Here is a 14,850-nt window from a genome sequence, read left to right as displayed (position 1 = left end):
AATGACCTAAACAAGAAGACTGATGACCACTCTCATGATGATCTGGATTTAAGAGGAACACTGTATTCAGTTTTCACATTGGGAGGCATCTTTGCAGTATTATGGGTAATTTGTTTTATTTTATTTTTAGTAAGAATTTAAGGGGTGAAATCTGTGCATAAATACGAAAAGTTATGGCTAAAAGTCGGCATTAGCTCATTAGTCATTTTCTTAACAATTTTGATGATTACAGGTTTGCATAATGGACATACGCCAGCCGCTTCTGGTAGAGACTATGTTAATCCTGATAAAGTCGATCAAATCGAACCTTTCAACAAACCAGGTTTACATAAAGTTAGCGGCAAAGATTACGACTATGAATTAGTTATTCTTGCTTCAGCTTTCAATTATCAACCAGGTAAAGTCGAAATTCCTAAAGGTTCAAAAGTAAAAATCATTGCGACAAGTAAAGATACTTTGCATGGATTTAGTTTACCAGGCACAAACGTCAACATGATGTTAGAACCTGGACATATTAGTGAATATTACAAGACATTCAATGAGAAACGCGAATATTTAATCATCTGTAATGAATATTGTGGTATCGGACATGCAGATATGAAGTCGATGATAAAGGTTGTGGATAAAAAATGATAACACGATTAAATAAGAATGATAGCAGACTTGTAATGGCGCATATGTATGTAGCTATTGGTTGTTTAGTCCTTGGGGGATTAGCAGGTTTGTTACAAACATTAGTAAGATCAGGATATTTACAATTACCTAAACAAATTTCTTATTATCAAATCTTAACAGTACACGGTATCGTATTAGCATTGGTACTGACAACTTTCTTTATCTTAGGCTTTCAATTTTCTGCAGTAGCTAAGACATCTGGACATTTAACGTCTGTTCAAAGAAAGTTCGGTTGGGTTGGATTTTGGGTAATGATTATTGGTACGCTCATGGCAGCAACAATGGTTCTATTAAACAAAGCCACTGTTTTATATACTTTTTATGCACCATTAAAAGCACATGCTATTTTCTATATTGGTATGGCGCTTGTTGTTGTAGGTAGTTGGATTTCTACAGTTGGACAAATTTTAAAATATGTAGAGTTTAAGAAGAAGAATCCAGGTAAGAAATCTCCCCTACTAAGCTATATGGTAGCTATTAATGGGGTAATGTGGATTGTATGTTCATTAGGTGTTGCTGCAACAGTACTCCTTCAGTTAATTCCTTGGTCATTAGGCTTAGTTGAAAGAGTAGACGTAACATTAAGTAGAACATTATTTTGGTATTTTGGTCATGCACTTGTTTATTTTTGGTTATTACCAGCATATATGTGTTGGTATGCAATTATCCCGAAAATTATTGGTGCAAAAGCATTCTCAGACAATTTAGCAAGAATGTCATTTATGCTATTCTTATTCTTCAGTATTCCTGTTGGGATACATCACCAATTAGTTGAACCAGGTATTGATGATACATGGAAATACTTACAAGTTGTATTAACGTTTATGGTTGTCATTCCTTCATTGATGACAGCATTTAGTTTGTTTGCAACATTTGAAAATTACGGTCGTTCTAAAGGCTATAAAGGATTGTTTACATGGTTTAAATCTTTACCATGGAATGACGCAAGATTCGTATTACCATTCTTAGGTATGTTAGCCTTTATCCCAGGTGGTGCAGGTGGTTTAGTAAACGCATCTGCACAAATGAACGGATTAATTCACAATACAATTTGGGTAACTGGACACTTCCATTTAACAATCGCTTCAGCGGTCATCATGACATTCTTCGGAATTATGTACTGGTTAATACCTCATTGTACAGGTAGAAAACTAACTAAATTCACAAATAAATTAGCACTTATGCAAGGTTATACTTGGGCAATCGGTATGACAATTATGAGTGGCGCGATGCACTACGTTGGATTAGTAAAAGGCGCACCAAGAAGATCAACATATTCAGAATATGGCGGTGCTAAACAAGCTGCTGAATGGATACCATATCAAGTACTACAAGCAGTTGGGGGAACAATTTTATTTATTTCTATAATATTAGTCGTAATGGTGTTTATACACTTAGCCTTCTTATCACCTAAAGGCGAAGAAGAATATCCAGTATCAGAAGCATTGGACGAAGAACAACCAGTTATTAAATTTGTTGAGAACTGGAGATTCTTAATCATCGTGACAGTATTGCTTATCTTAATCGCATATACTGTCCCTATCGGACAAATGTTCACAGATCCAGCACCAGGAGCCAAAGGATTAGGAGAAGGCAAACTTTGGTAATACTAAATTAATATATTTAACTTAGAACCTTCATACAATGATGAATAATAGGAAGACTGGCAACAAATCTTTAGAAGATGCGTTGCCAGTCTTTTTTGTTGTGTGGGGGTTGGGTGGTTATTTAATTTAAATTATAAGAAGAAATTTAAAAGATGTGAGTTAAATATGCATTAAACACACATCTATGTAAAACTCGTGAGTTAAAGAAGCAGTAAACTCACATCTTTGAGAAACTCGTGAGTTAAAGAAGCAATAAACTCACATCTTTGAGAAACTCGTGAGTTAAATAGGCAGTAAACTCACATCTTTATGAAACTCGTGAGTTAAAAAGGAAGTAAACACACATCTTTGCGAAACTTGTGAGTTAAATATGCATTAAACACACATCTATGTAAAACTCGTGAGTTAAAGAAGCAATAAACTCACACCTTTGCGAAACTTGTGAGTTAAATAGACAGTAAACTCACATCTTTCTAAAACTCGTGAGTTAAAGACTCAGTAAACTCACATCTTTATGAAACTCGTGAGTTAAAAAGGAAGTAAACTCACATCTTTGTAAAACTCGTGAGTTAAACAATCAATAAACTCACATCTTTATGAAACTCGTGAGTTAAATAGCCAATAAACTCACATCTCACCAATTTCAACCTACTCACCTTCTTCGCACCCTTTCTCCAAACAAAAAAACCACCTGCTCTGCAGGTGGTTTCCTCTTTCCTACTATACTATTTATTTCGTTTGCCCCAATATTGATAGTACGTACATTCAATATAGCCATTAAAGAGTTTTCTTCTTTTTGTGGCTTTTTTACCTACTAATGGTTCAAATTCTTTATAGCTTGTAAGCATATATAATGATGCTTGGTCATTTTGTTTCATGATTTCGCCTAAGTGTTTGTACATTGCTTCTACTTCACTTCGTTCACCGATACGTTCGCCATATGGTGGGTTCCCGATTATTGAAACGGGTCCTTCTGGTACTTCTAGGTTATGAACATCTTGAACTTTAAATTGAATGATGTCCCCTAACCCAACTTCTGTTGCGTTGTCTTTCGCAATTTCAACCATTTTAGGATCGATATCGCTTGCTATGATATTAATTTCTTTATCATATAATGCCGCTTCATCTGCTTCTTGTCTTAATTGGTCATACAACCCTTCTGGTATGATATCCCAATCTTCACTCGCAAACTCACGGTTAAATCCTGGTGCAATATTTTGAGCGATGAGTGCTGCTTCTATTGCAAGTGTACCTGAACCACAGAATGGATCTATAAATGGTGTTTCACCGCTCCAATTTGTTAATCTAACAAGTGCTGCAGCTAATGTTTCTTTCATAGGTGCGTCACCTTGTGCTAAACGGTAACCTCTTTTATGAAGTCCTGAACCTGAAGTGTCGATTGTTAATAAAGCTTCGTCTTTCAGCAATGATACTTCAACTTGGTATTTACTACCTGTTTCATCGATCCAACCTTTAATTTGATACGCATGTTTCAATCTCTCAACTATCGCTTTTTTAACGATTGCTTGACAGTCGGATACGCTGAATAATTTAGATTTAACACTTTTACCTTGAACTGGGAACATACCTTGAGCGCCGATTACATCTTCCCATGGTAATGATTTCGTCTTTTCGAATAATTCATCAAAAGTTGTTGCATGGAATCGTCCTACTACGATTTTGACTCTGTCAGCAGTTCTTAACCATAAATTTGATTTAACGATTGCTGTTTCATCACCTTCGAAAAGTACGCGACCGTTTTCTACTTTTGTTTCATATCCTAATTCTTGAACTTCTTTAGCAACAATTGATTCTAATCCCATTGGACTAGTAGCGAGTAATTGATACATGCATATACTCCTTTATATTTAAATTATCATTATTTACAAATAAAAAGCTCTCCTACTTGGGAGAGCGACACTAGTAAGTGATAAATCTGTAAGCCATGTTTTGTCCTTTAGTACTGCTAACGTGTACTAGTTACACTCGTACGCCAGTGATAATCATCTGTCTGTATGATTACATACCTTCTTATTCCGTTCATTTCCGTCAAAGAAGTGCTCCTACCAATTTTGGATTGCTCACTCGAGGGGTTTACCGCGTTCCACCTTTTACATTTCTGTAAAAGCTACGTCACTGTGGCACTTTCAAACTACTTTAACCATATTATTACTAACTTAGGTTATTTCATTGCCGTCAATTATTTGCCCTGGCTTATTGTTTCGCCAAGCACGAACACTACATTCATCTCAGAATGTGTGAGCATGGACTTTCCTCTACTTAACGTAGCGATTATCCGAAATACCACTCAACAAAGAATTATAGCATAAACAGCGTTAAATAACTATCATTTATTCGCCAAATACTGCTTTTTCAAGATTAGAAATTCGTTTCAAGATATCTACATTATTAGAATTGTATTGTTGAGAGCCTTGTGGTCTGCCTGACGCGACACGGATTCTTAACTGTTCGATTTCTTTTTTAAGTTTAGAATTTTCTTCTGTCAATTTGATGACTTCATTATTTAAATCAGCCATTTTTTGATAGTCTGAAATAATGTCATCTAAAAAAGCATCTACTTCTTCAGTTTTGAAACCTCTTAAACCTCTTTCGAATTCTTTTTCATAAATATCTTTTGCAGATAGCTTTAATGCTACATCAGCCATTTTTACACCTCATTTAATATGATTCGTTGTCATTATTATAATTAAATTCCATAAAGTCTTGTAAATCCATGAATGTAATAACATTATAAGTATAGTTTGTCTTTTCAGCAAAATCAACTAACTTACTTTTGAAGTATTTAGGTGATGCTTCTTGTTCATCATCATAAAATAATATCGTCTTATCGGTATTATCGAGTATAAATTCATTGGCTTGTTGAAATTGGAACCCACCTTGATACTCACTTTGATGAATCGCATTAACATAATCTGCATGTGCAACAATATTTTGATAAGCTTGCTGGTTTGTTTCGTTCCATTTATTATAATGATTTAAAAATGGCGTCAATATCGCAAGTTTCAATTGAGGGAATTTATTTTTCATTTCAATTGTTACTTCTGCTGCCCAAAGTTCAAATCCTAATTGTCCTGAAATAATGACCCACTCCATACCTTCTTCTATTTCTTGCTCAATGATTTCTTTAAGATATGCTTTGATGACTTTCACTTCTGGTTGATCATTTTTAAAAATATTCAGTTCAAACGGTTTGTATCCCGTAAAATATACAGACGTCATGATAAATCACCTATATGGGTATAAATATAATTTAAATCATGTTGTACGGCTTTATGCTTTTCAAAGAAGAGTTTCTTACTTGTACGTTTATAATGGCATTCTACAGACAACTCTTTGTAGTTACTAATTAAGAGTTGGAATTTCTGTTCATTCATATATTGTAATTTCAATACGGCATCTTGATGAACAGCAAGTTTGTCTAGCAGAACATCGACTTGTTCTACAAATGATACGACATCTTTATAAAAGTCGTATTCATGATCGTCTTTTGCGTGTTGAAATATATCTAACATGTTATTTAATTTATTTAAAAGTTCTTGTATCATCGCTACACCTACTATTAATGAAGTTTGTATTTTAAATGTGCTCACGATAAAATGATAACATAACTAGAAAAGTTCTAGAATATTTATGTATCATAAAAAACTTTTGTAACTTATAATGAAATAAGGTATAATATTTAGAGTTTTATGATATGAAACTAGGTGATGAATTTGAATTATCCAAACGGAAAAAAAGTAACAAAAAATACTTCTAAAGTCTCAATCCAAGATGACCCTAAATATAGTAGAATACAATATGGTAAACGGGGTATGAGATTAGAGGAGGAAATTGATAAATCCAATGAATACTTCAGATTAGAAAATATAGCAGTTATTCATAAGAAACCGACACCTATTCAAATCGTTGATGTTGACTACCCTAAAAGACAAAAAGCTGTCATTAAAGAAGCTTATTTTAGAAAGCCTTCAACAACAGATTATAACGGTGTTTATAATGGATACTATATTGATTTTGAAGCTAAGGAAACGAAAAATAAAACAAGTTTCCCTTTAAATAATATCCACGATCACCAAGTATCACATATGGAACAAGTATTAAACCAAAAAGGTATATGTTTTTTGTTGATAAAATTTAGCTATCATGATAGCGTATTTTTATTGCCTTTTAGGAAGTTTATGGTATATTGGGACAGATATAAATCTGGAGGCAAGAAGTCCATCACGCTTAAAGAGATTGAAAATGATGGTTACTTAATACCAATCCAATTTAAACCAAGAATTAACTACATAACAATAGTTGATCAATTGATAAAAACAGAAAGTGAGGCGCTCAAATGAGTCAATCAAAAGCTTCTAATAGTAAAAATGGTAAAGAACAACCTAAGAAGAAGAGGAATATCAAAAGGACGATAATTAAGGTGTTCGGTATTCTCGTGCTAGCATTCTTAGCAATGGTAATCATAGGTGTTCTCGTATTTGCATATTATGCTTGGAAAGCTCCTGCTTTCAATGAAAGTGCGCTTAAAGACCAATTACCAACTAAAATTTATGACAAAAATAATAAACTTGTCACGACCCTCTATATGGGACAAAAGAGAGAACATGTTAAATTTGACGATGTTCCAGATCAAATGAAAGATGCTGTACTTGCAACTGAAGATAATCGCTTCTACGATCATGGTGCATTAGACTACAAACGTTTATCTGGAGCAGTTATGAAGAACTTTACAGGTGGCTTTGGTTCACAAGGTGCATCTACATTAACACAACAAGTTGTAAAACGTTCATTCTTAACAGATAAGAAATCCATCGAAAGAAAAGCACAAGAAGCTTACCTTTCATATAGATTAGAACAAGAATATTCTAAAGATGAAATCTTTGAAATGTACTTAAACAAAATCTATTACTCAGATGGTATTTACGGTTCTCAAACAGCAGCTAAATATTACTTCAATAAGAAATTAAAAGATTTAAACTTAGCTGAAACAGCTTACTTAGCAGGTTTACCACAAGTGCCAAACCAATATAACATTTATGATAATCCTGAAGCGGCTGAAAAACGTAAAGACACAGTTCTTTATTTAATGGAAAGACACGGTAGAATTACTAAGAAAGAAATGAAAGAAGCACAAGATACACCTATCGATAAGAACTTAGTTAAACGTACAGTTGAAGAAAGAAATGACGCTATGACTGATACGCCTGACAATGAGTACGCTTCTTATATTAACTACGTTAAACAAGAAATTACTCAGAACAAAGCGTTCAAAGGTCAATCATTAAATGATATTATGACGAGCGGTCTTAAAATCTACACAAACATGGATAAAGATGTTCAAAAAACATTACAAGAGTCAGTTGATAACGGTACATTCTACAAGAATAAAGACCAAATTACTGGTTCATCTATAGTAGATACGAAGACTGGTAAATTAGTCGGTATCAGTGGTGGTAAAGATTACAAAGATGTAGTTGATAGAAACCAAGCAACAGACGTTCATCCTACAGGTTCATCACTTAAACCGATATTAGCTTATGGTCCAGCAATTGAGAATATGCAATATGCGACAAACCATAAGTTCCAAGATGAAAGTCAATATAATATCAATGGTAGTATCTTCAAGAACTATGATGGTCAAGGTCACGGCTCAGTTACAATGGCTGATGCATTAGCAAGATCATACAACATTCCAGCATTGAAATCTTGGCAAGAAACAAACCAAAACGCTGGTGAAAAAGCAGTTAAAGACTTTGCTTCTAAAGTGAACTTAAATTATAAAGAAGAAATTGGACCTTCAGAAGTACTTGGTGGTTCACAATCAGAATTCTCCCCTACTCAATTAGCATCAGCATTTGCGACTATGGGTAATGGCGGAACATATAACGAAGCAAAATCAATTAGAAAAGTTGTCACTCAAGATGATGAAACAATCAAATTCTCAAGCGAAAGCCATAAAGCTATGGAAGATTACACAGCATACATGTTAACTGAAATGCTGAAAGGAACATTCCAAGCATACGGTTCAGCTTATGGATATGGCATTAACGGTGTGAACGTAGCAGCTAAAACGGGTACTGGTACTTATGGTGATGAAGTATATAGTGAATATCAATTACCTGAAAATGCAGCGAAAGACGTTTGGATTACAGGTTATACACCACAATACACTATGTCAGTATGGATGGGCTTCAACAAAGTTAAAGAATACGGTGAGAACTCATTCTTAGGACATGATGAACAAATTAAACCACAAATATTATTCAATGAAGTTATGTCAGAAATCTCTAATTATGACGGTGCAGACTTCGAAAGACCTGATTCAGTAACAGGAAGCGGTAAAAGCTTAAGTGTTGCAGGTAACGAAGACAATAATACAACATCAAGCTCAGCACCTAGCTCTGGTAATAGTCGTAATCAGCAAAATAATTATAACTTCTCAAACAATAATAATAATGTAACAACAAACGAACCACAGACAAATTCAAATACATCTAGAACGCAACAAAACAATACACAACAACAGTCATCTACAAATCAAAACGTAACAACTGAAGAACAAACGACAGAAACACCAACAACAGAAGAATCAGATTCAGACTCTGACAATAGTAGTTCAACCTCAGATGCAGCAAAACAAGCTGCCAAAGAAGAGAAAGATGACTAAGATATAGAAAAAGCATCACATCCCGCAAAGGATGTGATGCTTTTTTTGGTTATAATAATTTCTATTCTTCGCTTTCACGTTGTGCGGCTCTTTTAAGTTGAATCTGATATCTCGCATTCATTCTAATTAATTCTTCTTTCAATGTTACCATTTGTCTATATCCCATAAAGTGATATATTCTCTCGTTTATATAGTGGTATCGTTCTTCGAAATTCATTGGTATAACTGGATATTCTTCGATATGCGATATATCAAACGTTTCTATTTGATTGATTTGTTCTATATAAGCAATGATCAAATGATAATATTGATCTAACAATTGGTGCGCTTCATTTGTTTTAAGCTTTTTATTTTTAACAAGTGGCTCTATTTGTTGTTCAAGTTCTATGAAATCATTTTTTTGTATCATGCGCCCTCAACCTTTACTAACCCAGCTTTTAAGCGTTTTTGCCCTTCTCTACAATCTGCAAATAATGGACATACTTCGCATTTCGGTTTACGCGCTACACAGTGATAGCGTCCAAAGAATATAAGCTGATGGTGACTTTTTGTCCATCTTTCTCTTGGAATGATGCTACATAAACGATCTTCAACTTGGCGCACATTGTCTTTAATTCTACAAATTGCAAGGCGTTTAGATACGCGCTCTACGTGTGTGTCTACTGCTAATGATGGTTCCCCGAATGCGACACTCATCACAACATTCGCTGTTTTACGCCCTACACCAGCTAAAGATTCTAATTCTTGATGTGTACTTGGTACGACACCATCAAAATTATCTAACAATGACTGACAAAGTTTTTGAATATTTTTAGCTTTATTGCGGTATAAACCGATTGAGCGAATGTCATTTTGAAGTTCTTCTAAACTTACATTTAAATAATCTTCAGGTGTTTTATACTTTTCAAAAAGCGATTTAGTCACTTTGTTGACGAGTACGTCTGTACACTGTGCAGAAAGTAATACTGCGATTGTCAGTTCAAATGGATTGTCATGAACGAGTTCACATTCAGCATCTGGAAACATTTCATCAATAACATCCATCATTTCTAATGCTTTCTTTTTACTTATCATAAGGATTCTCCCCATTTACCCAATCAAAAGTCGGGATTAAATTAACATTGTGTTTTACTTTTTTAGTTTGATTAAACTTTTCACTTTCTTCTTTGGAAGATTCCACAGTCGTGATGTTCTTCTTCTTCCAGTTTAATAAAATGCGGTCGATATATTTGATGCTGAGTTTGTCTAAACTATGCGCTTCGTTAAGCGCGCTCATGATGAGTTCGTTTGAATGTTTATCAGTATCAATCCAGTGGTTTAATGTTTGTACTTCTAATGGTGTTAATGGTCGACCGAAAGTGGATTCGAATTCTTGGAATAATTTCTTGAATTTTAAGTTTTGATCTTCTACTGTACCTTGTTGCATTGCTTCATTTTTAATTAATGCGAGTTGTTCATACATAGGATCAAATGATATGAATTCATTATATTTATGCTGGTCATCTTTTTCAATTTTAATGTCTATAATTTTTAATTGAGAGAGTTGATTGATGATATGACTCACTTCTTGTATAGATAATGTCGTGCCACGTTGGATATCTTCTAATGGAGGCTGTAAGTTACGATCATTCTCTTGGTCCAGCAATTTAATAAGGATAACGAATTGTTTTTCATTTAATCCTAAATTGGCATAATGATCAAACAAAGCTCTTTGAACAACGACTGGCTTTTCTTTTAACATATCACTTGTATACATTTTTTCACCTACTTCATTATAAAAATATAGAGTCTGGGATCACTATTCAGCTCCCAGACTCGCATATTATTATGGATATAATCGATTTAATAAACGTGGGAATGGTGCAGTTTCTCTAACGTGTTCTACGCCACTTAACCATGCTACTGTTCTTTCAAGTCCTAAGCCAAATCCACTATGTGGTACACTTCCGTATTTTCTTAAGTCAGTGTAATAACTATATGCTTCAGGATCTAAACCATGTTCATTAATTCTTTGATTAATTAAATCTAAATCACTAATTCTTTCAGAACCACCAATGATTTCTCCGTAACCTTCTGGTGCGATTAAATCTGCACATAATACAGTGTCTGGATTTTCAGGGTTTGGTTCCATATAGAATGGTTTAATTTTTGTTGGATAATTAATGATAAATACTGGTTTATCATAATGGTTTGCAATTGCAGTTTCATGAGGAGAACCGAAATCGTCGCCCCATTCAATATCATCGAATCCTTCTTGATGTAAGAATTTAATGGCATCATCGTAAGTGATTCTTGGGAATGGTGTTGAAACTTGTTCTAACTTAGAAGTATCTCTTTCAAGAAGTTCTAATTCTAATTTACAATTTGCCAACACAGCTTTAACGATGTGATGAACGTAATTTTCTTGAACTTCTAAGCTTTGGTCATGTTTCATAAATGCCATTTCGCCTTCAATCATCCAGAATTCAATTAAATGTCTTCTTGTTTTTGATTTTTCAGCTCTGAAAGTTGGACCGAAACTAAATACTCTATTGTGCGCCATAGCTGCAGCTTCTAAGTATAATTGACCACTTTGAGATAAGAATGCATCTTCGTCGAAATATTTCGTATGGAACAATTCACTTGTACCTTCAGGAGCACTACCTGTTAAAATTGGTGGATCAATTTTAGTGAATCCACTTTCGTTAAAGAATTCATATGTCGCACGAATAATTTCGTTTCTAATTTTCATAACAGCATGCTGACGTTTAGAACGTAACCATAAATGTCTGTGATCCATTAAGAATTCTGTACCATGATTTTTTGGTGTGATTGGATAATCATGTGATTCTGAAATGACTTCTACACCACTTACTTGCATTTCATAGCCAAATTTAGAACGGTCATCTTCTGTAATTGTACCCGTAACATAAACAGATGTTTCTTGTGTTAATGATTTAGCTAATTGGAAGATGTCTTCTGATACTTCAGCTTTCACAACGACACCTTGCATAAATCCTGTTCCATCTCTTAATTGTAAAAATGCTATTTTCCCACTTGATCGCTTGTTTGCAATCCAAGCACCGATTGTCACTTCTTGATTGACATAATCTTTAGCTTGTTTAATCGTAATATTCATTATTATTTCTCCTATTCAAATAAATTACCTATAGTTATTTTATCAAATTATGCATACAACTGCTATCTGTTTGGATATTTTCTTAGTTTATCTTGGAATTTATTTAAATCGCCTTCGATAACAGGTATTTCACCTAATGCATTAATAAAGTATTTACTGTAATTACTATCTAGTATTCTTCTATCAAAACAAATTAATAAACCTTGGTCATGCTTGTTTCGAATTAATCGACCAATGCCTTGTCTGAACTTAGTTACTGCGTCTGGTAAGACAAAGTCTTTAAAGGGATTGTCAAATTCATCTTTCATTAAATGGTATCGTGGATCATCTTGATGTATAAACGGTAATTTCGTCATCATGACACATTTAATACCTGAAGATTGATAATCAAATCCTTCAAAGAATGATAAAGTACCCAGTAAAATCGTTTTATCAAATTGGTTAAACTGTTGTACGAGTTTGTATACGTGTGAATGTTGTTGCTGCATTAATACGACATAATCATCAAAGATTTCAAGTTCTTCCATGTATCGATATGCTTGATACAACATCGCATAATTCGTAAACAGTACTAAACATTTTTGATTTGTTTCACTCACAAATGTTGATAAATAACTAATAATCGTTTCAATATAGTCATCTTGTTGATGATATTGATAAGTCGGCATATTTTGCGGTACAAAACATGTTGCTTGATTTTTCAAGTCGTAAATATCATTTAAATAATAAGTGTTAAATTGAATGTCTTCAGGAAACATGGATTTAAATGATGTAAATGAATGATTAACGGTTAATGTCCCTGAAATGAAAATATTACTATTGAATTGTTCAATAAACACTTCATTCAGTAAATCTTTAACTTCTGATTTTTTAACAAAAAGTGAAAGTGTAGATTTCTGAGAAATTTTCTTAATGGAAACGAATGGCACTTGACCAGACTTAATCATGTTATAAATTTTAGTATATTGATGATAAATATAAATTAACTCTTTCTTGAATGCTTTAACATGTGCGTGTGAGTATGATTTAAATCTAGATAATATTTGATTGATTGTACTAATTTGTCGTTTAAATATTTCAGATATATTTGCAACATCAATATCATAGAAGTAATGAATTTGTTTGTCATCTTCATGTGATTCTTGATGCTTATCTGAAATTTGAGCCATTAAATCATCAAATAATTGTTCGTTTTGTTCGTGCAGTAAATCAATATCACGTTTCAGTTGATATATATCGATTGGTTCAATTGGATATTGTTCAATGACTCTTCTGTTTTCTAATTTATCTAATCGTTTAAATAATTTTTCTTGCTCATTTTTACCTAATAAACCGAGATGATATTTAATATGTTGGTAACTTAAATCATCTGTCACTTGATTAAGTGCGTAATCTTGAATACGATGTGCTTCATCAACGATGATATGTTTGAACAATTGGTATACGGTATCTTCTGTACTATGTTGTAACAAGTGCGCGTGATTTGTTATACCAATCTCTACATGCTGCGCACTCTCTTTAATAAATTGATAGTAATGTATATCATTTTTAAACGGTACATAAGTCGTGCGTTTTTGTTCAAAGAAGACTTTTTGACCACCTTTAAGATGGAGTTCTTCAATGTCACCTGTTTCCGTTTCAAGAATCCATACAAGCAACTGCATTTTTAAAATAGTCGCTTCATAGTTGTCTGTATCATCTTGTAATATATTTAAGATTAAACCAAGCGAAATATAATGATCTTTACTTTTAATAATCATCGCTTTTAAATCTAAATCTAATGCATTTAAGACTTTATTAAATTCTTGTTCTAGAAGTTGATTTTGCAGTAACTTCGTATGTGTTGAAACGAGAATATGTTCACCAGTTTCTAAATAATACAATAATGCAGCGAGCACAAAGCTCATCGATTTCCCACTACCAAGTGGTGCTTCAATTAAAGCATTCTCGTTGTGCATTAATGAATCGAACAATTGTTGAACAAGTTGATATTGTTCTTTACGATAATCGAAGTTAAATGTTTTAAGAATTCTATCATAAGCTTCATCGAGTGTAATTGATGTACGGTCACTAGAATGACGTATAGGCATTTGCTTTAAATAATGGATGTTTTGGTACTTTTTAATATTGCGATTATGCGTTTTGGCACCTTGATGTGTTCTTACAATTTCAAATAGAACGTCTTTTAAATCATGCTTTAAAGATTTAGATAAATAATAAAGTTGCTTAATCGTATCAATCGGAAGACCATTTATTTTTTCAATGGCTTTGATAAACAATAGTGCAGTTGCTTTAGCATCTTCATAAGCACTATGCGCTTGGTTTAAATCAACTTGTAACGATTGACTCAATTCACTTAACTGATAACTTTCTTCGTTTGGAAATGCGATTTTAAACAATTCCATCGTATCAATTGTTAATTTAGGTTCAAATTGTATTTGATGCTTTTCGAAATGGGATTTGAGAAAGTTTAAATCAAATAGAACATTATGCGCGACAAATACACAATCTTTCAACAAGTTAAATAATGATTGACTGATTTCTTCGAAGTACGGAGCTTCTTCTAAGTCTAATTCATTAATATTGGTTAATGCTTGAATGAAAGATGGAATTTCCAAATCCGTTTTGACATATGAATGATATGTATCGGTAATTTGGTTATTTTCTATAAATGTTATCCCAATTTGAATAATTTCATCATATTGAATTTGGTTTCCGGTTGTTTCTAAATCTACAACAGCGTAACTTTGCGCCATATTATC

13 protein-coding genes and 1 other RNA gene are annotated in these 14,850 nt (G+C 33.3%); 4 read left to right on the top strand and 10 right to left on the bottom strand.

Features of this window, described 5'->3' with window-relative positions:
- Positions 1-153: 153 nt before the first annotated feature.
- Complete coding sequence (locus LQ617_RS01845; protein ID WP_025905838.1) at positions 154-633, top strand: cytochrome c oxidase subunit II; 480 nt, start codon at positions 154-156, stop codon at positions 631-633.
- The gene (locus LQ617_RS01840) at positions 630-2,282 is read left to right on the top strand and encodes a b(o/a)3-type cytochrome-c oxidase subunit 1 (protein WP_126477460.1); all 1,653 of its coding nucleotides are present in this window, start codon (positions 630-632) and stop codon (positions 2,280-2,282) included. The genes LQ617_RS01845 and LQ617_RS01840 overlap by 4 nt, the downstream gene beginning before the upstream one ends.
- A gap of 725 nt (positions 2,283-3,007) precedes the next feature.
- On the opposite strand, the gene LQ617_RS01835 is transcribed toward LQ617_RS01840, so the two are convergent.
- The 5 genes from LQ617_RS01835 to LQ617_RS01815 form a co-directional block, all read right to left on the bottom strand.
- A complete protein-coding gene (locus tag LQ617_RS01835; protein WP_191835577.1) occupies positions 3,008-4,132 on the bottom strand; it encodes a THUMP domain-containing class I SAM-dependent RNA methyltransferase in 1,125 nt (374 codons plus the stop codon).
- A gap of 84 nt (positions 4,133-4,216) precedes the next feature.
- Positions 4,217-4,586: RNase P RNA component class B (rnpB, locus tag LQ617_RS01830), an RNA gene on the bottom strand.
- A 47-nt stretch (positions 4,587-4,633) separates the two neighbouring features.
- Positions 4,634-4,948, bottom strand: a complete 315-nt coding sequence (gene gpsB / locus LQ617_RS01825) for a cell division regulator GpsB (RefSeq protein WP_037588130.1) — start codon at positions 4,946-4,948, stop codon at positions 4,634-4,636.
- Between the two features lie 13 nt (positions 4,949-4,961).
- Positions 4,962-5,525, bottom strand: coding sequence for an SLOG family protein (locus LQ617_RS01820; protein WP_239739763.1), 564 nt, complete (start codon positions 5,523-5,525; stop codon positions 4,962-4,964).
- Entirely contained in the window at positions 5,519-5,893 is a 375-nt protein-coding gene (locus LQ617_RS01815; RefSeq protein ID WP_345773039.1) for a DUF1798 family protein, read from the bottom strand. The genes LQ617_RS01820 and LQ617_RS01815 overlap by 7 nt, the downstream gene beginning before the upstream one ends.
- A gap of 123 nt (positions 5,894-6,016) precedes the next feature.
- Between LQ617_RS01815 and recU the strand changes: the two genes are divergently transcribed.
- On the top strand, positions 6,017-6,643 hold the full coding sequence (gene recU, locus LQ617_RS01810; protein WP_049318846.1) for a Holliday junction resolvase RecU: 627 nt from the start codon (positions 6,017-6,019) through the stop codon (positions 6,641-6,643).
- Positions 6,640-8,970 (top strand): transglycosylase domain-containing protein, encoded by a 2,331-nt coding sequence (locus LQ617_RS01805; protein WP_126477464.1) that lies wholly within the window; start codon positions 6,640-6,642, stop codon positions 8,968-8,970. The genes recU and LQ617_RS01805 overlap by 4 nt, the downstream gene beginning before the upstream one ends.
- Before the next feature lie 61 nt (positions 8,971-9,031).
- Here the strand turns inward: LQ617_RS01805 and LQ617_RS01800 are convergent, their stop codons facing one another.
- The 5 genes from LQ617_RS01800 to LQ617_RS01780 form a co-directional block, all read right to left on the bottom strand.
- Positions 9,032-9,379, bottom strand: coding sequence for a YpoC family protein (locus LQ617_RS01800; RefSeq protein ID WP_206167029.1), 348 nt, complete (start codon positions 9,377-9,379; stop codon positions 9,032-9,034).
- A complete protein-coding gene (gene nth / locus LQ617_RS01795) occupies positions 9,376-10,044 on the bottom strand; it encodes an endonuclease III (protein WP_206167028.1) in 669 nt (222 codons plus the stop codon). The genes LQ617_RS01800 and nth overlap by 4 nt, the downstream gene beginning before the upstream one ends.
- Positions 10,034-10,726 (bottom strand): DnaD domain-containing protein, encoded by a 693-nt coding sequence (locus LQ617_RS01790; RefSeq protein WP_206167027.1) that lies wholly within the window; start codon positions 10,724-10,726, stop codon positions 10,034-10,036. The genes nth and LQ617_RS01790 overlap by 11 nt, the downstream gene beginning before the upstream one ends.
- A 69-nt stretch (positions 10,727-10,795) precedes the next feature.
- Entirely contained in the window at positions 10,796-12,088 is a 1,293-nt protein-coding gene (gene asnS / locus LQ617_RS01785; RefSeq protein WP_025905487.1) for an asparagine--tRNA ligase, read from the bottom strand.
- A gap of 62 nt (positions 12,089-12,150) precedes the next feature.
- Positions 12,151-14,844 (bottom strand): helicase C-terminal domain-containing protein, encoded by a 2,694-nt coding sequence (locus tag LQ617_RS01780; RefSeq protein WP_206167026.1) that lies wholly within the window; start codon positions 14,842-14,844, stop codon positions 12,151-12,153.
- Positions 14,845-14,850 lie beyond the last annotated feature (6 nt).

The sequence above is a fragment of the Mammaliicoccus sp. P-M59 genome, from assembly GCF_022386135.1.
Taxonomy (GTDB): Bacteria; Bacillota; Bacilli; order Staphylococcales; family Staphylococcaceae; genus Mammaliicoccus; species Mammaliicoccus sciuri_A.
The sequence above is the reverse complement of the archived record's forward strand: the minus strand, read 5'-3'. Positions and strand labels throughout refer to the sequence as shown.